The 21,041-nt window shown below is 68.6% G+C and carries 17 protein-coding genes; 5 read left to right on the forward strand and 12 right to left on the reverse strand.

Going from position 1 to position 21,041, the window contains the following annotated elements:
* Positions 1-501: 501 nt before the first annotated feature.
* Together WME79_RS31980 and WME79_RS31985 are read right to left on the reverse strand one after the other, a co-directional pair.
* Positions 502-627, reverse strand: a complete 126-nt coding sequence (locus WME79_RS31980) for a hypothetical protein (RefSeq protein ID WP_437522542.1) — start codon at positions 625-627, stop codon at positions 502-504.
* Between the two features lie 110 nt (positions 628-737).
* Positions 738-2,375: a glucose-6-phosphate isomerase gene (locus WME79_RS31985; protein ID WP_437522544.1), complete on the reverse strand. Its 1,638-nt coding sequence runs from the start codon at positions 2,373-2,375 to the stop codon at positions 738-740.
* Between the two features lie 144 nt (positions 2,376-2,519).
* Here WME79_RS31985 and WME79_RS31990 point away from each other — a divergent pair, with 144 nt between their 5' ends.
* The 3 genes from WME79_RS31990 (at position 2,520) to WME79_RS32000 (ending at position 6,380) form a co-directional block, all read left to right on the forward strand.
* Complete coding sequence (locus tag WME79_RS31990; RefSeq protein ID WP_437522547.1) at positions 2,520-5,459, forward strand: 2-oxoglutarate dehydrogenase E1 component; 2,940 nt, start codon at positions 2,520-2,522, stop codon at positions 5,457-5,459.
* On the forward strand, positions 5,456-5,926 hold the full coding sequence (locus WME79_RS31995; protein WP_437522550.1) for a PaaI family thioesterase: 471 nt from the start codon (positions 5,456-5,458) through the stop codon (positions 5,924-5,926). The genes WME79_RS31990 and WME79_RS31995 overlap by 4 nt, the downstream gene beginning before the upstream one ends.
* A 94-nt stretch (positions 5,927-6,020) precedes the next feature.
* Complete coding sequence (locus tag WME79_RS32000) at positions 6,021-6,380, forward strand: S-adenosylmethionine decarboxylase family protein (RefSeq protein WP_437522553.1); 360 nt, start codon at positions 6,021-6,023, stop codon at positions 6,378-6,380.
* A 135-nt stretch (positions 6,381-6,515) separates the two neighbouring features.
* Here the strand turns inward: WME79_RS32000 and WME79_RS32005 are convergent, their stop codons facing one another.
* A complete protein-coding gene (locus tag WME79_RS32005; RefSeq protein ID WP_437522556.1) occupies positions 6,516-7,949 on the reverse strand; it encodes a peptide MFS transporter in 1,434 nt (477 codons plus the stop codon).
* 490 nt (positions 7,950-8,439) lie between these two features.
* On the opposite strand from WME79_RS32005, the gene WME79_RS32010 reads away from it, so the two are divergent.
* Complete coding sequence (locus WME79_RS32010) at positions 8,440-9,573, forward strand: hypothetical protein (protein ID WP_437522559.1); 1,134 nt, start codon at positions 8,440-8,442, stop codon at positions 9,571-9,573.
* A gap of 316 nt (positions 9,574-9,889) precedes the next feature.
* Here the strand turns inward: WME79_RS32010 and WME79_RS32015 are convergent, their stop codons facing one another.
* Positions 9,890-11,578: a hypothetical protein gene (locus tag WME79_RS32015; RefSeq protein ID WP_437522561.1), complete on the reverse strand. Its 1,689-nt coding sequence runs from the start codon at positions 11,576-11,578 to the stop codon at positions 9,890-9,892.
* A gap of 670 nt (positions 11,579-12,248) precedes the next feature.
* On the opposite strand from WME79_RS32015, the gene WME79_RS32020 reads away from it, so the two are divergent.
* Complete coding sequence (locus tag WME79_RS32020) at positions 12,249-12,752, forward strand: DUF6368 family protein (RefSeq protein ID WP_437522563.1); 504 nt, start codon at positions 12,249-12,251, stop codon at positions 12,750-12,752.
* 42 nt (positions 12,753-12,794) lie between these two features.
* Here the strand turns inward: WME79_RS32020 and WME79_RS32025 are convergent, their stop codons facing one another.
* The 8 genes from WME79_RS32025 to WME79_RS32060 all read right to left on the reverse strand — a co-directional run bounded on the left by WME79_RS32025 (position 12,795) and on the right by WME79_RS32060 (position 21,028).
* Positions 12,795-13,652 (reverse strand): class I SAM-dependent methyltransferase, encoded by an 858-nt coding sequence (locus WME79_RS32025; RefSeq protein WP_437539987.1) that lies wholly within the window; start codon positions 13,650-13,652, stop codon positions 12,795-12,797.
* Between the two features lie 120 nt (positions 13,653-13,772).
* On the reverse strand, positions 13,773-15,344 hold the full coding sequence (locus WME79_RS32030) for a hypothetical protein (RefSeq protein WP_437522566.1): 1,572 nt from the start codon (positions 15,342-15,344) through the stop codon (positions 13,773-13,775).
* Between the two features lie 43 nt (positions 15,345-15,387).
* Positions 15,388-15,699, reverse strand: a complete 312-nt coding sequence (locus tag WME79_RS32035; RefSeq protein ID WP_437522569.1) for a hypothetical protein — start codon at positions 15,697-15,699, stop codon at positions 15,388-15,390.
* Positions 15,700-15,831: 132 nt separating this feature from the next.
* Entirely contained in the window at positions 15,832-16,560 is a 729-nt protein-coding gene (locus WME79_RS32040) for a hypothetical protein (RefSeq protein WP_437522572.1), read from the reverse strand.
* 353 nt (positions 16,561-16,913) lie between these two features.
* Positions 16,914-17,558, reverse strand: a complete 645-nt coding sequence (locus WME79_RS32045; RefSeq protein ID WP_437522575.1) for a hypothetical protein — start codon at positions 17,556-17,558, stop codon at positions 16,914-16,916.
* 93 nt (positions 17,559-17,651) lie between these two features.
* Positions 17,652-18,077, reverse strand: a complete 426-nt coding sequence (locus WME79_RS32050) for an alpha-ketoglutarate-dependent dioxygenase AlkB (RefSeq protein WP_437522577.1) — start codon at positions 18,075-18,077, stop codon at positions 17,652-17,654.
* 199 nt (positions 18,078-18,276) lie between these two features.
* A complete protein-coding gene (locus WME79_RS32055; protein WP_437522579.1) occupies positions 18,277-20,043 on the reverse strand; it encodes a pentapeptide repeat-containing protein in 1,767 nt (588 codons plus the stop codon).
* 340 nt (positions 20,044-20,383) lie between these two features.
* A complete protein-coding gene (locus WME79_RS32060) occupies positions 20,384-21,028 on the reverse strand; it encodes a hypothetical protein (protein ID WP_437522582.1) in 645 nt (214 codons plus the stop codon).
* Between the last annotated feature and the right edge of the window lie 13 nt (positions 21,029-21,041).

Below are 21,041 nucleotides of genomic sequence, written 5' to 3' on the forward strand. Positions count from 1 at the left end.
CGGTCGCACTCGAATCGAGAGGTTGCGTTTCAATCAAACACGACCACGACCGCTGCGCGAGGGCCCCGCTCATGTCGCGACATCCTCGCTGCCTGCTCCGCGAGGCGCCCGCCCATGTCCGACATCCCCGCGGGCCTGCTCCGCGAGGCACCCGCCCATGTCCGACATCCCCGCGGGGCTGCTCCGCGAGGCACCCGCCCATGTCGCGACATGCCCGCCGCCTGCTCCGCGAGGCACCCGCCCATGTCCGACATCCCCGCGGGCCTGCTCCGCGAGGCACCCGCCCATATCGTACCTCCCCGCGCAGGCCATCGACGGCGCGCGCCGGGACGCGCCCCCCTCCCCTCGGAGGCGTAAACCAAGCTCGTTCGGTCACGCTCAGGGCACGAAGCCCCCCTCCCCCCCACCATCGGTCACCAACGTGGACGTGGACGTGGACGTGGACGTGGACGTTTACGTGGACGTGGACGTGGACGTGGACGTGGTCGTGGTCGTGGTCGTTCACGACCTACCGTTGACGACCACGACCACGACCACGACCACGTAAACGTTCACGACCACGTAAACGTCCACGTCCACGTCCACGTCCACGTCCACGTAAACGTCCACGTCCACGTAAACGTCCACGTAGACGTTCGGATGTAGGAGAACTCGGCGCGATGCTTGGTTAACGCAAATGCACCGCTCGCGACCGGCCCTCGACGGCATCGCCGAGCAGCACCGCGAGGGTGCCCCCCTCAGCGCGCCAGACGGTATATCGCGTCGAACGGCGAGCCGCCCTGCGGAACCTCCCGCGCGACGCCGCGCTCCGGGTTCGCCGCCAGGTGGCGCAGGATCCAGAACACCGTCTCGACGTCGTCCGTGCCGGCCGCCTTCGCGACCTCGGCGAGCGACAGCGCGCGGCCCGCGCTCGCGCCGAGCGCCGCGAGCACCTTGGCCTGCAGGTCGAGCACCTCCTGCGCGGCCTTCTTGCCGGCCTCGACGCCGGGCTGGTGGTACGCGTTGATGCCCACGAGCGACGCGTACAGGCCCACCGCGCGCTCGTAGAGCGCGATCAGCATGCCGACGGCGCGCGCGTCGACCGTGTCGATCGTGAGCGTGATCGACTCGCGCCCGCTCTCGGTCAGCGCCTTGCGGGTCCCCTGGAGGAAGCCGTCGAGGTAGTCGCCGGTCGTGACGCCGGGGTCGACCTCGAGCACGCCGCGCGACGGCGCGCGATCCCGAAGCACCTCGATGAACGTGACGAAGAAATTGTCGAGCCCGTCACGGAGCTGCTGCACGTACGCGTGCTGATCCGTCGAGCCCTTGTTGCCGTACACGGCGATGCCCTGGAAGACCTCCTTGCCCTGCCGATCGAGCCGCTTGCCGAGCGACTCCATCACGAGCTGCTGGAGGTAGCGCGAGAAGAGCTCGAGCCGGTCCTTGTACGGCAAGAGGACCATGTCCTTCCGGCCCACGCCGCCCGTCGCTGAGTACCAGGCGAGCGCGAGCAGCGCCGCCGGGTTCCGGAGCACCTCCTTCGAGCGCGTGACCTCGTCCGTCTCGCGCGCGCCCTGCAGCATCTCGACGATCGACAGCCCCTGGAGCGCCGCGGGCAGCAGGCCGACCGCCGACAGCTCGCTCGTGCGCCCGCCGACCCAGTCCCACATCGGGAAGCGGGCAAGGAAGCCGTGCTTCGTCGCATACCGGTCGAGCTCGCTGCCCTCCCCCGTCACCGCGACCGCGTGCGCGCCGAGCGAGAGGCCGAGCCGCCGGTACGCCGCCTCGAGCTCGAGCATCCCGTTGCGCGTCTCCTTCGTGCCGCCCGACTTCGAGATGATCACCGCGAGCGTCGCGCCGAGATCGTCGCCGATGGCGTCCAGCGTGCGATCGATCCCGTCAGGATCCGTGTTGTCGAAGAAATGGATCTGCATCCGATCGGCCGGCGTCCCCAGCGCCGAGGCGACGAACTGAGGCCCGAGCGCGGAGCCGCCGATCCCGACGACGAGCACCCTGCTGAAGCGGGCCGCCCGCTCCGGCCGGACCCGCGCCGCGTGCACGTCCGCGGCGAAGCTCAGGATCCGCGCGTTCGTCTCCTCGATCGCCGCGCGGAGCGCCGCCTCGGGCGCGAGCTCCGGCGCGCGCAGCCAGTAGTGGCCGACCCGGCGGCCCTCGTCAGGATTCGCGATGCTCCCGCCCTCGAGCGCCGCCATCTCCGCGAGCGCCGCCTGGATTCGCGGTTCCATCGTGGTAAAAAAGTCGCTCCCGAAGCGGATCCGGCTCACGTCCAGCCAGAGACCGAGGCTGGGATCGTGGAAGAGGTGGTCCCGGAAGCGATCGAAGGGGAGGACGGCGGGCGCCGGTCCTCGACCCGGGGTTCTGCGGTCTTGATCCATGGCCCCCCTTCTACCGCTTCTCCCTACCGTTTCTCCAGGCGGTCGAACCCCTTGCCCGGACGATGTTCCGCCCCACGAGGCGAAGTCATCGGAAAACGACTCTAGCGTGCCGGCCCGACACGCGTTATTTGCAGCCCGACCACGATGCAGCTTGATTTCGGAATCAATGCAGGGCTCGTCGAGGAGCTCTATGCCCAGTACCTCGAGAACCCGGAGTCGGTAGACCCCGGCTGGCGCTCGTTCTTCGAGGGAAAGAACGGCGGAGCGACGCCGAGCAGGCTGCCCGCTCCGGCGGCGCCGCCGACCATCCCGAACCACGTGCTGCGGCCCGGAAACGGGAACGGGCACGGGTACGGGAATGGCAAGACGAACACGAACGGCGAGGCCGCGAAGACGCTGGAGGCCGCGTTCGCACGGACGCTGAGCGAGCACCCGAGCTCGCCCGAGTCCTCGCGCGATCTCAAGGTGCTCGCGGAGGCCGCGATCAAGGCGCGCGTCTACGCCCTCGTGAACGCCTACCGCGTGCGCGGCCACCTCTTCGCGCACGTCGACCCGCTCGGCCTGCCGCCCGCCACGCCGCCCGAGCTCGACCTCACGAACTTCGGGCTCCGGGTCGAGGACCTCGAGCTGCCGTTCCCCACGACCGACCTCGCCGGGGTGCCGCCCGTCCTCACGCTGCGCGAGATCATCCGCCGGCTCGAGGAGACGTACTGTCGCTCGATCGGCGTCGAGTTCACGTTCATCGAGGAGCCCGAGGCGCGCCAGTGGCTCCAGCAGCAGATGGAGTCGACGCGCAACCGGCTCACGCTCGACCGCCAGAAGCAGCTCCGGATCCTCACGAAGCTCTCCGACGCCGAGATCTTCGAGCAGTTCATCCACAAGTCCTACGAGGCGGGGACGAAGCGCTTCTCGCTCGAGGGCGCCGAGAGCCTCATCCCGCTGCTCGACCTCATCATCGAGCGCGCGGGGGCGCACGAGGTCGACGAGATCGTGGTGGGCATGGCGCACCGCGGCCGGCTCAACGTCCTCGCGAACATCATGGACAAGAGCCTGCGAGAGATCTTCGCGGCCTTCGAGGACAAGAACGCGGAGCGCCACCTCGGCAGCGGCGACGTCAAGTACCACCTCGGCTACTCGACCGATCGCACGCTCGAGAACGGCCGCAACGTCCACCTCACGCTCACGTTCAACCCGAGCCACCTCGAGTTCGTGAACCCCGTCGTGCAGGGGCGCGTCCGCGCGAAGCAGGACCGCCGGCTCGCCGACGGCGCCGCCGACGCGCGCCGCCGCGTGATGCCGCTGCTCATCCACGGCGACGCGGCGTTCATCGGGCAGGGCGTCGTCGCCGAGACGCTCAACATGATGAACCTGCAGGGCTACACGACGGCCGGCACGGTCCACGTCATCGTGAACAACCAGGTCGGGTTCACGACCGATCCGATGGAAGGGCGCTCGACCCGCTACGCGTCCGACATCACGCGGATGCTCAAGGTCCCGGTGTTCCACGTGAACGGCGAGGACCCGGAGGCGGTCGCCCACGTCGCGCAGCTCGCGATCGACTACCGCACGCGCTTCGGCTCCGACGTGATCATCGACATGTACTGCTACCGGCGGTACGGCCACAACGAGGGCGACGAGCCGCGCTACACGCAGCCGCGGATGTACGCCGCGATCGACAAGAAGCCCACGGTCCGGCAGGTGTACGTCCGGCGCCTCATGGAGCTCGGGCAGGTCACCGAGGAGAAGGCCGACGAGATCGTCGTGCGGCGCCGCGAGGCGCTCGCCACCGCGCTCGACGAGGTGAAGCAGAAGGGCTTCGCGCCGGTGCTGTACTCGATGGGCGGCGTGTGGTCGCACTACCGCGGCGGCGCCGACCACGCGACGCCGGAGGTGCCGACGAGCGTGCCGGCCGAGAAGCTCATCGCGCTGTCGGAGAAGCTCCTCGAGCTGCCCGAGGGCTTCAAGGCGCACCCGAAGGTGCTGCCGACGCTCCAGCAGCGGCACGACAAGCTCGTCGCCGGCGAGCCGTTCGACTGGGGCACGGGCGAGATGCTCGCCTACGCGTCGCTGCTCGCCGAGAAGACGCCGGTGCGGCTCTCCGGTCAGGACGTGCAGCGCGGCACCTTCAGCCACCGGCACGCGGTGCTGCGCGACGTCGAGACGAGCACGCGCTTCGCGCCGCTGTCGCGCGTGGCCGAGGGGCCGGCGCGCTTCGAGGCGTACAACAGCCCGCTCAGCGAGGCGGGCGTGCTCGGCTTCGACTTCGGCTACAGCCTCGACTACCCGGACGGGCTCGTCATCTGGGAGGCGCAGTTCGGCGACTTCCTGAACGGCGGGCAGGTCATCGTCGATCAGTTCATCACGTCGAGCGAGGACAAGTGGCACCGGCTGAGCGGCATCGTGCTCTTGCTGCCGCACGGCTACGAGGGCCAGGGGCCGGAGCACTCGAGCGCGCGCATCGAGCGCTGCCTGCAGAACAGCGCCGAGGACAACATCCAGGTGTGCAACCTGACGACGCCGGCGCAGCTGTTCCACGTGCTGCGGCGGCAGGTGCACCGGCCGTGGCGCAAGCCGCTCATCATCGCGACGCCGAAGAGCCTGCTGCGCGTCCCGGCGACGTCGAAGGGGCCGCACCGGCCGGTGTCGACGATCAAGGATCTCTCCGAGGGCAAGTTCCAGCGCGTGCTGGCCGACACGAGCGGGGTCGATCCGGCGGACGTGAAGCGGGTGCTGCTCTGCTCGGGCAAGGTCTACTACGACCTCGCGCTCGCGCGGGAGACGCGCGGACTCAAGGACGTGGCGATCCTGCGGCTGGAGCAGCTGGCCCCGCTGAACGAGGAGATCGTGAACGCGCTCGCGCCCTACAAGGACGGCACGCCGCTCGTGTGGGTGCAGGAGGAGCCGCGCAACTACGGCGCCTGGTACTACATCCTCGCGGTGCTCCGGCAGCGCATCGGCGACCGGCTCCCGCTCTCGTGCGTGAGCCGCGCGCCGAGCGCGAGCCCGGCGACCGGCTCGCGCGCGAGCCACCTCCTCGAGCAGAAGATGCTGATGGATGAGGCGTTCGTCGGGGGCAGCCGGTGAGCGGCGACGCGGCGAGCCTGCAGGACAGGTACTCGCCGCAAGGCCGCTGCTTCGGCTGCGGGCCAGCGAACGACAAGGGGCTCCGGCTGAAGAGCCGCGTCGAGGGCGACGCGGTGGTCTGCGACTTCACGCCGGAGCCGCACCACGAGGCGTTCCCCGGGATGCTCAACGGCGGCATCATCGGGGCGCTGCTCGACTGCCACTCCAACTGGACCGCGGCCTACCACCTGATGAAGGCGCGGGGGGCCGACGCGCCGCCGTGCACGGTGACGGCGGACTTCCACGTGAAGCTGAAGAAGCCGACGCCGCTCGGCGGCCCGGTGCACCTGCGGGCGCAGGTCGCCGAGGCGGAGGGCGATCGCGTCGTGGTCGAGGCGACCCTTGAGGCGGGGGGGCGGGTCACGGCGACGTGCCGCGGGACGTTCGTGGCGGTGAAGGAAGGGCACCCGGCCTACCACCGCTGGTAGGCGCGGCCCTCCCCTTTCCGGCTCCGCGGCGCCCGGCCTCGGCTACGCTACGCAGCCTGCGCGGCGCGGACCGCCGCGCGCGCCTGCCCGATCGATGCAGCTGTTCATCGCGCTCGCACTCTTCGAGGGCTGTCCCTTCGACTTCCTGAACAGCCCGGCCGCGCTGCGCGGCGCGCTGGAGGCGGCCGTCGCCGCCGGGCCGTTCACGCTGCTGGAGATGGCGGTGGTCCCGTTCTCTCCGCAAGGGATCACCGCGTGCGCCGTCGTCGGCGAGTCGCACGTGGCGCTGCACTCGTGGCCCGAGTCGGGGCGGCTCTTCGTCGACGTCGCCTCGTGCAGCACGCTGGAGAGCGTCCGCCGCGCCGTGGCCGCCGTCGGGAGCGCGCTGCCCGAGGGGCGGCTCGCGACCCTCGACGAGCGGATCGTCGATCCCGGCGGCGCGCGGGCGCCCTGACGCGGCGCTGAGCCCTCGCGGAGAGGCGCAGGCGCCCTCACGCGGCGCCGCGCCCCCACGGCACGGGCAGCGCGCCCTGACGCGGCGCTGAGCCCTCGCGGAGAGGGCGCGCGGCCACGCCGGGCGCGGTGTGGATCAGTGGTGGCCGAGGACGCGGCGGAGCGGCTTGTTGAACGCGAACATCGCGGCGCCGGCGCCGAGGCCGAGGATGGTGAGCATCAGGAAGAACATGTCCTTCGACCAGCGCTCGTAGAAGATGCCGATGTAGCCGCTCAGCGTGTTGCCGAGGAAGCTCGAGACGAACCACATGCCCATCATCATCGACACGATCCGCACCGGCGAGACCTTGGTCACGAGCGACAGGCCGATGGGCGACAGGTAGAGCTCGCCGATCGTGAGCAGCAGCGTGCAGAAGACCGGCCAGAACAGGCTGCCCTTGCCGTCGCCGACGGCCTGCGCGCCGAGGATCATCACGATGAACGACAGCCCGAGGATGGTGCAGCCCAGGGCCATCTTCGAGACGCTCGTCGGCTCGGTGCCGCGCTTCGCCTGCCAGCGCCAGAAGATGTCGAGCAGGGGGGCGAACAGGATGATGCAGAGCGGGTTCACCGACTGGAACCACGTCGACGGGATCTGGAAGCCGAGGACGATGGGCCACACCGTCTTCTCGTCGGCCCAGCTCTGCATCGTGTTGCCCTGCTGCTCGTAGACCGCCCAGAAGACGACGTTGAGGGCGCAGAGCGCCACGAGCGCGCCGACGCGCTTCCACTCGTCGCTGGAGAGCGGCTGCTTCTGCTCGCCGGCGCCCTCCGCCGTCTTCATCAGGTTGTCCTTGGCGAGGTACTTCTGCCCGGCCAGGTAGACGATGAGCCCAAGGCACATCCCGACGCCCGCGGCGGCGAAGCCGTAGTGCCAGCCGTAGACGGCGGCCAGGGTGCCGCACACGAAGTTGCAGATGAAGGCGCCCAGGTTGATGCCCATGTAGAAGATGGTGAAGGCGCCGTCGCGGCGCGGATCATCCTTCGGGTACAGGCTGCCGACCTGGGTCGAGATGTTGGGCTTGAACGCGCCGTTGCCGAGGATGAGCAGGAGCAGCGCGAGGAAGAACGAGTTCTCGAACGCCATCACGAAGTGCCCGATGGCCATCAAGACGCCGCCGATCACCACCGTCTTGCGCTGCCCCCACACCTTGTCGGCGAGGATGCCGCCGAAGAACGGCGTGAGGTACACGAGGCCCGTGTACAGCCCGTAGAGCATGGACGCCTGCTCGCCTGGCGCGCTCGGGAGGAGGCCCTTGATGAACTGCCAGGCAAACACCGTGGTCGGATCACCAGCGACGAGATCGCATGGCTGCGCGTGCTGCCGGCACCCCTGGTACGCCTCTCGCGCGGTGACGAACAGGTAGTTCGCCATATACAGCTTGAGCAGGCCGCGCATGCCGTAATAGGAAAAGCGCTCCCACATCTCCGCGAAGAAGAGGATCACGAGCCCCGGCGGGTGCTTGAAGCGCCTCTCGAAAGCGGTGACAGGGAGGGCGGGGAGGGCCGGCTCGATTGCTTGCTCGCTCAATGCTGTCTCTCCACGAGCTGCGACCACGCTGCGTGGTGGTCGGGCGATGCGGGGGATCGTGGGGCGCGCTGCCCCTGGGCACGCGGATCCTAGACGATCCGCGACGCCCACGTCACGCCCTTGTTGCGCACAGCGTCTAGCCGGGTGAACAGGGTGTCCACGTAGGCGGCCCTTCAGCCACTGCCGGAGGACAGGTGGGCGGGACGCTCCGGTCGGCTCTGCGCTGGGCGAAGCGGCCACGGGCCGGCGAGCGGCCGCTGCTGCAGGTGGAGCGTGCGCTGGTGCTGGCGGCTCATCCGCGGCGCCGGCGGCGCACGGCGACGACGGCCGCCGCGGATGGATCGCGTCAGCCCACGCCGTCCTCGGTTGTGCCGGGAGCGTCGCCTTCGCCGCGGGCTCCGCCCTGGCCGCGCGAGGGCCCCCTCCCTCTGCAGGGGAGATCCACAGTCGAGGCTTCCGGTGAGAAGCTGTCGGCCGCAGATGCTTTGTGATGCAACATCCTAAAACTCGCTATGTCCCAAGAGACAGCGCACGTTCGACGGGTCTCCTGTGGATCCTGCTTCTCCCTGCCTGCACGGGCGTCGAGCCGTCGCCGCCTGAGACGTGCTCTCCTGGCGAGGAGCGCTTTCGCGGGCGGTGCGTCCAGCCCGCCGCCCGCTACGAGCCTGAGGAGCGGGTTGACCGGGACAACGTCGTCGCCTTCGGCGCCGAGCTCACCCGGCTCGCGCTGCCGGAGCCGCCGCGCAGCGGCTTCAGGATCATCGCGCCGCCGCGGCTCATGGCGCCCGGCGAGGAGGCGACGTTCTGCGTGTCATGGCCTTTCCCCGCGATCGAGAACACGACCGTCCACGCGGCGCGCGTCTACGCGACGGCCGGGCTGCATCACAGCAACGTGATCGCCAAGCCGGTCAATCCATCGTTCGGGCCGAACCCCTACCCGGGCTGCCATCCTGGCGCCGACGATCCCTTCGGGACGCTGCCGGCGGCCATCCCGGACGTCCTCTTCGCGAGCTCCACGCAGGTCGTCGGCGAGGAGACGCTCGTCTTCCCGGAGGGGATGGGCTTCACCCTCGATACGTCCCGCGAGATCGCGACGAGCGTCCACCTGCTCAACACGTCGCCCGAGCCTGCGGTCGTCGAGCTCGCCTACGACTTCTTCACCATGCCTCTCTCGGAGCGCAAGGAAGAGCTCGTGCCGTTCGTCTTGAGCGTCAACGACTTCCTCGTCCCGCCGCGCGCCACCCGGACCGTCGGGACGACGTGCTCGACGTTCGGCGGGAACATCGTCTCTCTGATGCCGCACACGCACCGTTACGCCGATGCCTTCGACGTCGACGTCATCCGCGCGGACGGGGGCGAGGCGCGCGTGTACGAGGGCGGGGCGTTCGATCTGGAGAGCGATATCGAGGTCTACCGGCCGGCGCTCGCGCTCGGCGAAGGCGACTCCCTCCGGTACGCATGCAAGTTCCGGAACACGTCGGACCGCGATCTCACGTTCGGCTACGGGGACAACGAGATGTGCATGCTGTTCGGGTACATGTACCCGCCAGAGAAGCAGGTGGCGGGGATCTCGCTGCATGACGGGGAGCCCTGCATCTCGCTAGGCCTCGGCGCGCTCCGGTGAGGAGCTGCCGGCACCAGCGCGGTGTCCGGGGGCGCTTGTCGAGGTAGCCCTGACAGATCCCCTCATTTTGTTGGCGTTCTTGGCGAAGAGAAATTGAACGGGGAGGCGGGGAGACGGGGAGATGTGATGGGATTTTACTCCCCGTCTCCCCGCCTCCCTGTGAATCTCCTCGAAACATTCGAGGGGATGCTTCAGGAGGTAACCCACAAGGCCAGCCTGTCACGGGGGAGCGCGCTCGGCGGCCGGCGCGCTCGGGTCGTGCCCCCGAGGCTCGCAGCGCCGACGAGCGCACGACCCGACGGCGCCTTTTCCGGCGTCACTCCGCGGGTGCACCGCCCTCGCCGAATTTGCCCGCGCCCCCATCGTCCGGGTCTCCGCCACCCACCTCACCGCCGCCGCCGCCCCCTCCGGTGCCGCCCGCGCCTCCCTCACCCGGGTCTCGGCCGCCCTCTCCGCCGCCGCACTCCTTGGGATAGGCGCAGTAGCCGCCGCAATCGACCAGCGGAGGAGCGCAGAGGCCGCAGTCCTGGGGAAAGCCGCAGTAGCCGCCGCAATCGACCTGGGGAGGCATGCAGAGCTGCGGCTGCTCGCGGTTCCTCTCCAGCTCCACCGGCAGGACCTCGAGCTGATTGGTCAGCCAGGCGTCCAGCTCCTCGTATCGCTCCTCGTCGCCCGGGCGGAGCATGCCCTCGTCCGACAGCTGCTCGTAGAGACCCTTCAGCACCGCGTTCGGGTCCAGCGCGGTGAACTCCTCGATCACCTCCTCGCACGCCGCGATCGTGTCGGCCCAGCAGGCCGGCTCGCTCTGGCACCCGCGCGCCAGCGTGTTCGTGCCGGCCAGCGGGACGACCGGATACCAGCTCTGCCCCAGGCTGATGTCGACCGAGTACGGCAGGTACTGGAACAGACCATCGCCCCGCTCGACCAGCACGACGTTGTTGCTGTTGTGGATCGCGTCGTCGCCGGTGGCGAGCACCCACGACAGGCACTGGAACCGGTGGAACGCCGGCCAGTCGATCCACTCCGCGAGCGCGGCCATGAAGCCCTCACCAGGCGGCGTCTCGGCGATCACCTCCTCGAGCGCCTTCGCGCGGGTGTTCTCACACTCCTTGAGCTGGCAGCTCTCTGGATCGTCGAAGACGCTCCCACCGAACGGCACCATGTCGATCGGCAGCGGGATCCCGCCGCCCCCCGGGATGTTGCCGGCGAAGTCTCCGGCGAACTCCCACATGTTGGCGCAGCCGCCGCCGAGCGCGCCCTCGAGGCGGGTGCAGAACGCCTTCTTGTAGCGCTCGACCACGATGTAGGGGATGGCCACCTCCGCGCCCCAGACGTTGCTCGACAGCCAGGCGTAGTTGGTCAGGGGAGCCGGATAATCGAGGCGAGCATAGAGATCGAGCGTGAGACGCTCGCGGAAGATGCTGCCGACCTGGCCGTTGTTGAAGCGCACGTGCTCGAAGCCGCCGAGCCGTTGCTGCTCGACGAACTCGTCGGCGTCGACGTTGAGGTTGGGGATGGTGCGCTTCGTCCAGGGCCGCTGCGTCGACTGGCCGGCGACCCCCACCTGGACCTTGCCGTAGTCGGCCGTCTTGCCCTCGTCGCCGGCCGTCGTCACCCACAGATGATCCACGAAGGTCGCGTCCTCGCCGGTCGGTGAGTAGATGTCCCCGAAGATGTCCTTCTTGATGGGGCCCCCGATGCCGCCGAGCCCTTCGTTCATGATCTCGAGTTGCTCTTCCGAGACGGCGAACCAGTAGCGGTTGCCGACGGTGCCGAAGACGTCGAGCGCATGCTCGGCCACCTCGGTGTCCGCGACAGGCGCCCCCGGGTACGGCTCGGGTGCGCCGCCGGCGCCCCCGCCACCACCGGCGCCCCCCGCACCCCCCTCCCCGTTCGTGTAATAGTAGTTGTAGATGTTGTCCGGCTTGTCAGCGCACCCCGCCGACAAGACGACAGACGGGAGGGCAAGCAGGGCGAACAGCGAGACGGCTCGCGTGCGGGACATCCATGATCGACCAGAGGAAGACGACGGCAGCTGATTGGACATGAAGCGCAACCTTTCCGCTTCACGCCCATTGCAAATAACGTACCGTTCATGGCGAAATTGTAACGCGTCGGTGTCGGTGCCCTGGAGACAGGTCGCGCCTGCGGGTCCGGCGAGCATGTTGAGGAGCTCGTGCCGTCCGTCCCGCGGTGCGTGGGCGCGCCGCCGGAGCCCCCTCATGACACGAGGGTCAGAGCCTGGCACAACTTCCCCGGGCGCTTCGTCCGTGTGTGCCAACGCCGCGACGCGGCGTCGATCCATCGGGCCGCGGCTCGCGGCCTCAGATCGCAGCGGCGCGTCGTACGCGTCGTCGATGACACGCTCTGCGAGCTTGGGGGAGCGCGTCAATCCCCGTCGGGTGCGTCCGCACGGCGACCGGCGGGATCGTCGGGAGGATGCGTCGCGGCAGCGAGCTGCCCTCGGCATGCGTGTAGAAACAGTAGCGCCATGCCCTGGGGGAGGTCACCGCCGTGGGGCGTCCTGCCTGGCCAACCTCGACACAGCGCTCGCCCCCGAACGACGTACTGGCCTTCAGCTGCGAGCGCCAGAGAGACGGCGCAGTCGGAACGACAAGCCCGGTCGCTGCGACGCCTTCTTGGACCGCCGTGGCTCGAGAGCATACGCTCCAGGAATGGCCGGTCCAGTGGCGTCCGTGTTGCTGCCGTCGAAGATGAGCGTGGAGCGAGTCGCCGCGCTTCGCGCTGGAATCTCGCGCATTGCCGACGAAGTTCGTGGGGATGACTTCTGGCTTGACCAACGCCCGTTCATTCTGACCGTTGGGCCCGAATACCCTGAGGCGATATCCGAGCACCTCGAGGCGGGCCTCCCCGAGGTGCTCGGATGGTCGCCAGAAGACGTCGTTTCATTCGCTGCGATGTGCAAGGACGACCAAGATCATCGGTTGCTCGCCAGGTTGTGCATCGACCTGGCCGAGGCGGAAGGTGGAGTTATCGACTTCGGTGGGCGGCTGGCGATCGGTCCACAGCTCGACGGCCTTCAAGACGACAAGCCCGTCAGGGTCGAGAATCCAGGCGGGGTCATGGGCGTGCTGTTCGTGACGGCGCGCTCCTACTACGGAGATGTGGCGCTCGCGCGCTCCTGGCTACGGCATCCGAGCTTCCACATGGTGAAGTAGATGCAACTCGGGTCGGTCCAACGACTGCTTAGACCGCTTGATTCAGGTCGTCGCCACCAGCAGCTCCTCTGAATTGTTCGGCGCACGAAGGCCATCCGTCCTGCCCGCGAAGTAGCGCTGGGCAAGCGCGGCGGCCGATACATGCTGGACCTCTCTGAAGCCGGCATCTCGGGCCAGCGCCAGCATCTCTGCCGGCGTGAAGAAGCTGATGAAGGGCGTGCTGTTCGCTCTGGCCCCCGCTGCCGCTCGCTCGATCGCGGGACGCACCTCCGGGTCCGCCAGCTCGATCGGAAGCATGAATGACATGGCGAGCGTGGAGCCGGGAGCGAGCGCCGCGACCTGGCGCAGCGTCGCCGCGATCGCGTCCCTGGTCAGGTACATGCTGACCCCGGTGGACGCCACGACCGCCGGCCGCCCCGAGTCGAAGCCCGAGGCCGCCAGCCGCTCCCACCACGCATCGCCCGCCTCGAAGTCGACCGGCACGAGCCGCAGGAACGATGGGACGCCGAGGCCGAGGTCGATGAGGCGCTGGCGCTTCCATGCCTGAGGGCTCGGACGGTCGATCTCGAACACGAGCAGGCGCGAGGCGAGCTCCGGCCGACGCTGGGCGAAGGTGTCCAGGCCCGCGCCAAGGATGACGTACTGCCCGACGCCACGGGCAGCCTGTTCCGTGACGAGATCTTCGACGAAGCGGGCGCGGGCCAGGATGGAGGCGCGGAAGGGCCGCGTGAACGGGCTCATGTCCGGACGGCTGCGCCAACCGTCCTCTGGAGCCACGAGCTTCAAGCCGATGTCGTCTTCGAACACGTGAGGCGGAGCATCGGCTTCCACGTGCAGCGCCCGCCACAAGGCGACCCGAATCGCCGTGTCGTCTGGCGCTGCGATTTGCTGTTCATGCATGACGTTCTCTCTCTTGGTTTCTGACTGTTGGCGGCATAACGTTCGACATGGGTGGCAGCTGGAGGCGGGCAAAGCCCGCTGGAAGCCGTCCGGCGATCGTCAGGGTCATGCTCAGGGTGCTCAGCGACGCTTCGCGGTAAACCCTGCAATCGGCCATAGCCCCACGTAGGACTCAGGCTTGCCATCGGGTCCGGTGACCGTCTCGATGTTGGCGGGGATGTTCAGGTACAGGCCGCGGAAGCCGGGATCCAGCGTGCCGGCGCCCGTGGCCAGCGAGTCCCCGACCGAGAAGTGATCCGCCCCTGTCGACATGACCTCGCCGGAGCGGGCGACATCCCCGACGTCCCACACGGCGCGGCCCTTCGAGCCATTGATCTTGGACACGATGCTCATGGCGGCGTCGGGGGACGGACCGGGGTTGACGACGGCGAAGAAGCGGAGCTCGAGCGACAGGCGCTGGCTCTCGGCCAGTGCATAACGCATGAAGTCATCGAGCGAGCCGGACCGCAGGCCCCGGAGCTGCCGCAGGTTGAGGGCCTGTCGGTCTCGCCCGTTGTAGGTGATCGCCGTGAAGAGCAGCGCCGTCGGCGCGGTCCACTCGATGTCGTACCCCGTCGGGAGATAGTTCGGCGGCAGCATCATCTGTCCGGTGAGCGCGAGATCGACCTCCCCCTTGGCGAGGCTCTCACAGAGGATCTGGAGCTTCCCGACCTGCTCGTCGCCGGGAGGCGGGGAGAGCGGCGTCCACCTCGCGCGGAGCCTGCGGGCGTCGCCGAAATAATGCTGGCTGATGATCTCGGTCACCGCCGTGCCGAGGTCGAAGTCGAGGCCGGAGAGCTCATCGTCCTTCCCGTAGAAGTACGGCGCGCTGGCGACGTAGCCGAACCGGATCTCCCCGCGCGCCAGGAGGGCCGAGAGCTCGCCGTCGGCGGCATCGACCCAGGAGTCGCTGTCGCTGCTCCGCGGCGAAAAACGAGGCGCGGTGCCCACATAGCGCTTGTAGATCTGCTCGTACTGCCGCCCGGAGTCCCTGCCGAGCAGCTCGCCGAGGGCCGCGTTGAAGACTCGATTGATCGCGCGGGTGGAGGGCTTCGGAAACGGCAGCAGCTCCTTCGAGATCCTCGCGTCCAGCGGCTTCACCGGGTTCTCGACGACGTCGCCCAGGCGGTGGATCGAGATCCTCGCCATGACGTGCCAGGTGGAGTCGACGACGAAGAGCTGCAGGAGGATCCCCTTCACGTCGGCGCCCACCTGGTGCTCGAGGACGAGCCTGGCCTCTGGGCCATCGACACAGAGATAGGTGTCGATCGTGCTTGGTAGCATGTTGGCCGAGGTCATGGTCCCGATGGCCACCGCGTCTTCGTTGAGGCATTCCTCGGAGGTGCCGCAGCCGGGCCGGGTCCGGTCGCGCAAGCGGCAATACCCACCGTAGGCCGGGTCCCTGGTGGGTACCCCCCCGCCCGGCTTTTCGCCGTCGAAGTAGGTGACGATGGAGACCGCCGTGATGCGGTAGACGCCTCGCTTCAACACCACGTCGCCGGTCCCGGGGTCGAGGCGAATGTGCTCGCTGGCCGGATGGACCTCGGTCCGATTGAACACCCGCGCGTTCCAGCCGCCCGTCTTCCCGGGTCTGGCGACCATCTCCTTGTTCGAATCGGAGTGCTCTGCGTACACCGCGAAATCGTGTTCCATCGTCAGCTCCTCGTCGTCGACGACAATGGCGCGCGCCGCCTCATCAGCCGAAGTCAACTTCACAGGACGTTGCGTCCGACGCCCGCAGCGCCCGAAGCACGCCGTCGATCCTCTCGACCATGAACGCGTCGTTCGCCGCCGCCCACGACCGCAGAGTCTCGAGCTCCGCGACGATCTCGGGGAGATCGTCGGGGGAAACGGTGGAGAGCGCCCCGTCGTGGAAGTGCGAGACGTATCGCAGGCCGAGATGAGCGCACGCTGGCAGCCAGCGGCGCTTGAAGCAGTCGCTCGTGGCGATGGGCACGACGTCGTAGGCGCCGCTGTCGTGGTGCTTGATGCCCAACGAGACCGTCATGCTCCTCCTTGGCCAACGGTACGCAGATCCTCCTCGCCGCGCAACGCTCGCCACTCGGGCCGCCCGGCATGCGGGCCTGCCGCGTACGGGCGGAGCTCGATCATCGGCAGCAGCCGTGAGTCACGGCTCAGCCTATTCCTTCCCGAGCAGCAGATCGATCACCCAGCACCCGCGGACGTGCGGCCCGTCACCGCGGCAGTGAGCCAGCACATCGGCGTCGTCGCACCCGGCCTCCAGCAAGGCGTCGGCCAGGATCGGCATCGACCCGAAAACGCGGCTCTCGTACATCTGCCGGGCCAGCTCGACGGCCGTCGAGGTCCGCCAGCGCGGGTCGAATGTCACCGCTCGGAACGGGTTACCAAAGATGTCGCGGAGTACGTCGGCCTGGGCGCGTTCTTCCGCTGCACGGCTGGCGTCGTAGGAAGTACCCCGAGACGCGGCATCTGGATTGGCAATGGCAGCAGCTGACAGATAAGCATTGGACGAGGCGTAGTACGCGGCCTTCGGAGCTTGTGTCCGAACTACCTGAAAGCTCAGTCCCAGTGCGTCGTGCGTCGGCTGGAGCGAGATAAGTTCGGCCCCCTGGGACGCCCGCCACCTATCCTCCATCGAGTCGAGCGCCTGCTCGACCAGAGCCTCGACTGCCTGAAGTTCCTCCAGCGTGGCAAGTCCATCGGCGTAACGGTTCGCTGTTTCCACGGCCGCTTCTGCGAGCTCACCTGGGAGCAGGGCGCGCACGCGGTAATAACATTCACAGGCGAACAGCCGAAGCTTGCGGTCGCTCCCCCTGCACGCCGGAAACGTCTTGATGTCCACGACCCGCAGCTCTTTCGGCCCGAGTCCGAGGAGGAAGCGGAACATGGGGATGGTCCGAGTACACACCAGCCATTCTGTCTCAGTCATCTGGCGACCTCCGCCCGGCATCTTTTCCGATGGGACGACGAATATTTCTCGCACGCCGCGGACCTGACGGTTGGTCGTTCACCGGCGCCGGGCCACGGAAGCGACCGAGATCAGGCCTCGGGTGCACCGCCAGATCAGCGAGCTTCGTCACCTCGCTCCAGGTCCTCTGGCTCGATCGAAGCGCCGACGAGGTCAGCCGACCGGCGGACCTCGGCTTCGGAGACGAATCCCGCGTGATAGAGCCGAACGAGAAACTGCCGGACCGCGCCTCGAACGGCCTCGCGTGCGGCGGCGTTCGCTGCAACTGCATGTTATCCGGTGGTTGCCCGCGGCGCTGGATGCGCTGTGGCTGCGATCGCCGCAGCTGCCGCAAGCTTGTGTATGGCCTGCCAAGGTGGCCCGATCGATCGGCCCATCGCGTGCAGAAGATCGTTCACGTCGTCGCGGCCGAGCGCCGTTGCAGCGTCGCGAAACACGCGCTCGCGGTCGTACCAGTGCACGGACCAGCCGCGCGCCTTGGCCGCGGCCGCGAGGGCCTCGCGATACATGACGGAGTCGGCGAATGTCTGCGCGCGATTGTCGGCGATGCGCTCCTCGGTCGTCGGCGGTAGCTCGGGGCACACGCGGATCGCGATGCTCGCGATCGGCAGGGCCACAGCCGCGGCCAGCGCCTCGAGGCTCTCGCGCGCGCCGCGCGCCGCGGACGCTCGCACGAGCTCGACGAGCGCCACGGCGTCAGCGAGCGAGAGCGCTCGCGCTCCCGGGGTGTTGAGGTATCGGCCCACGGCCCACGACCCTTCGTGGTGATGCGGGTGCGTCGGCAAGCCGCCATCGGTGAGGTCGATGCGCCTGCGATCGAGGAGCTCGCCGCCGGGCGCGACGGTGACGAGCACCGCCGAGTTGCCGTGCTCGGCGACGCCGACGGTCGCGGTTCGCTGCGTTCGTCCTCTCGCCACGTCCTCCTCCTTCGGGGGCGCCCCTGCGGCTGACGCCGTCGCTCACTCTCGTCCGTATGACGGCCGCGAGCTTACCAGGGAAGCCCGCCACGTTCACCGTGACAGGAATCGGAATGTGAGGCTGATCCGCGGGCCCGCGGCTTCGACGGCGAGGACCGCATGCTGCCACCCCTCCTGAACGCTGGCGTGCATGATCAGGAGCGAGCCGGGCGCCAGGGCCATGTCGTGCCTCTCGTCCCGGCGAAGGCTCCGGCGGAAGGTGAGGACGCGAGGCGCGCCCAGCGACAGGATCGAGGTCGTCGTTCCAGCGACGACGCCGGCGCTCGAATCCGAGTGAAAGCCCATCTTCGCCGTTCCATCGGCATAGAAGTTGGCGAGGCAGTTGTTGATCGGATGGCCCACCACACGGGCGAGGCGGGCCGCGAGTTCCTGCACGAAGGGCGGCATCTCGCAGTCCGGGTAAGAGATGCCTGAGTAGTTGTACGCCACCCCGCACGAGGCGGTTCGACGTGAATGCATCCGGTCATCCCACGAGAGATTTCGCTCCGCCATGTCGAACATGGCCGTTGGATCCGCGACGAGTCCCTCCAGGTACTGAAGGTCTAGATCTTCCGGCATGAGTCCCCGCGATCGATAGAGTAGAGGAGTGGTCCCCGCCCGTCCAACGGCCTGCGGCTCGCGGCCCGCGGCGGTGCGCGGCCGCGATGCCCAGAGCCGTCTAGGGGTGCGGGGGACATTGGAGCGGGGGGCTCAGCGCCGGCGCTCGCACCGCGCCGTGCGGCACGACGTGACGGGGAAACACCGTGCTCTCGTCGTACAGCGCGCCCTCGAAGCGCGCGGCGTCCACGTACGCGTCCGACAGATCCGCTTGCCGCAGATCCGCCTGGTCGAAGATCGCCTGCTCGATCATCGCCTGCACGAGCACGGCGCCTCGGAGGTTCGCCTGGGTGAAGTTCGCGCCTCTCATCTTGGCGTCCCTCAGATTGGCGCAGGCCAGCCCCGAGCTGGTCCAGTCGGACGAGCCGAGGAAGGCGTCGATGAAGCTCGCAGCCGCCGCATTCGCGCCCTTTGCGATGGACCCGTGCAGGTTCGCGCCGGTCAGATCCGCGCCCATCAGGTTCGCCTCCGTCAGGTTCGCGCCGAACAGGTTCGCGCTGCGCAGGTTGGCGTCGCTCAGATTCGCGAGCGCCAGGTAGGCGCGCCGAGCCTTCGCGCCGGGCAGCTGAACGCCAGGCAGGATCGCTCCGCGCGGATCCTCGCTGTCGCTGGACGGCTTCCGCGAGATCTCCGCGTTGACGAGCTCGAGCCTGTGCTCATGGACCGACGCGACCTGGACGAGCACCCCCGCGAACGCGAGCAGCGAGGCGCTCAGGACCGCGACGCGCACTATCTCCACGACGCCTCGCTCCAGCGCGTCCTCGTAGATCAGCCACAGCGAGAGCGCGGCGTAGACGACCGCGAACGCGACGGCGAACACCCGCGCCGACGGTGCGCCGTCCATCGCCCACAGGCCGACCGTCGAGTGGAAGGGCTTCGCCTTGAGCCACGCGACCCAGAGCACGAGCGGCCCCGTGAGCCAGGACAGGGTCAGGAACGGAACCAGGGCGAACCGCGCCGCGAGCCCGGGTCCGTGCACCCAGAGTCCGATCCACGGATACCGGAGCAAGTGCCGCGTCTCGGCGGAGTGCTCAGCAGGCGAACGCTGCGCGCGGAGCGCCTCCAAGGCGCGCCACAGCCTGAGGAGGAGGTGGTGATAGAAAAGGTAATAGACCTGTGCGGCGAGGACCAAGATCGGCAGCGCGATGAAGAAGAGGCTCGTCCGCACCGAGACGTCCACCACGGGGAGCTTGATCGCCGCCGCCGAGCCGAGGAACTCGTGGTCTCCGACGGCCGCGATGGTGAGCACCCCATAGATGGCCGCCGTGAGCTGCGCGACGAACAGCGCGCCGGCGTGCCTCGCCGCCTCCTGCGCGTTCCCGAGCGTCACGCCCGCGTCCTCCGGCCGCATCGGCACCGGCGAAGTCTGCTCCAGCGAGATCCAGCCCAGCGTGCGGCGGATCACGGCCCCGCTCAGGGTCGCGCCCGCGATCTTGCTGCCCCACACGCGAGCGCCGGAGAGATCGACGCCGGCCATCCCGGCGTGCCGCAGGTCGGCGCCGCGCAGGTCGGCTCCGGACAGCTTCGCGCGCCGCAGGTCCGAGCCGCGAAGGTTCGAACGAAGGAGCGACGCACCGGTCAGATCGGCGCCTGCGAGCTTGCAGCCCCTCAGGTCGGCCCCGTCGAGCTTCGCGCCGACGAGCGACGCGCCCTCCAGGTCGACGCCGCGGAGCGACGCCCGGGAGAGGTCGGCGCCGTCGAGGTTCGCGTGAGGCAGCCGCGCATCGTCGAGCACCACCCCGGCGAGCTGGGCGCCTTCGAGGCTCGCCCGGTCGAAGTCACGCCGGCCGAGCTGGTACTCTTCGAGCAGGTTCGATCGCTCGTTCATGCTTCACCGACGGCCGCGGTGCCCGCGGGGCCACGTTGCACGGCAGCGATCAGCCGGCGCATCGTCGTCGAACTCCGTGGCCTTCATGCTGGAAGAATAGCGCGGCCGCGCGCCGCCCAGGCCGGGATCAGCGTCGGCTCCGCCGCGACCGGGGTCTTGAGGCGAGCGCCTTCAGCGCTCGTTTGGCACAGGAGCGGCGCGTCTCGCTCGGTCCGCCTCGGCAGAGTGCCCGCCCAACACGAGCACCAATCCCTATCACCGCGCGTTCCCATTGATGCCGCAGCCCATCGCATCGAGCATGATGCTTGAGGGTGAGGGGTTCTGCCCAACGGCTGGCGCCTCACCCGCGGGGCGCCGTGCCGAGCAGAGCGAGGCTCCGCGCACCGTCGGGTGCAGGCGCTTGTTGCGCCGTACCCTCCCCATCGGCCTTCGCGGCGGGCATCGGATCGCCAGTGGCGAGCGTCGGCAGAGCTTCGTTTGTGGGCACCGCAAGGATCTTTGCAGCGTGATGCGTGGCATCCTGGCGCCCCAGATATTGGAAGTCCCCCTGCATCCGGATGAATGCCACCGTCTTTGGAATGGCAATCACGAAATTGTACTCGGTTCTTACTCCTGGGTACACGAAAGAGTGGTCCCAACTAGCAGGCACAAAGTCACCCTCTTCGAGGAGGGTCGGAAACAGCAGCTGGCCTCGAACGTTTGCGCTCCCCTTTTGAAGGGTGGCCTCCTTGCCCAGACCTCGAACTTTGAACGAGAACGGACGGATCTTGAGCGGAACCTGCCCCTTGTTCTCCAGTACGGCCACCAATTCGGTGATCACGCTGTCGCCGTGGAAGCCGACGAAATTCGCCGAGACCTCGAAGTTGACTCGAGGGAAGAGTTCGTCTTGCTTGCGCCACCTCACAACCGCCCACCACGCGCCAGCAAGCGCAGCGATTCCGGTGGCCAGCTTGCCGATCAGTTCAAAGATCTGTGACCAATTCACCGAAGTCTCCTCT

Source organism: Sorangium sp. So ce726 (assembly GCF_051521405.1).
Lineage (GTDB): Bacteria > Myxococcota_A > Polyangia > Polyangiales > Polyangiaceae > Sorangium.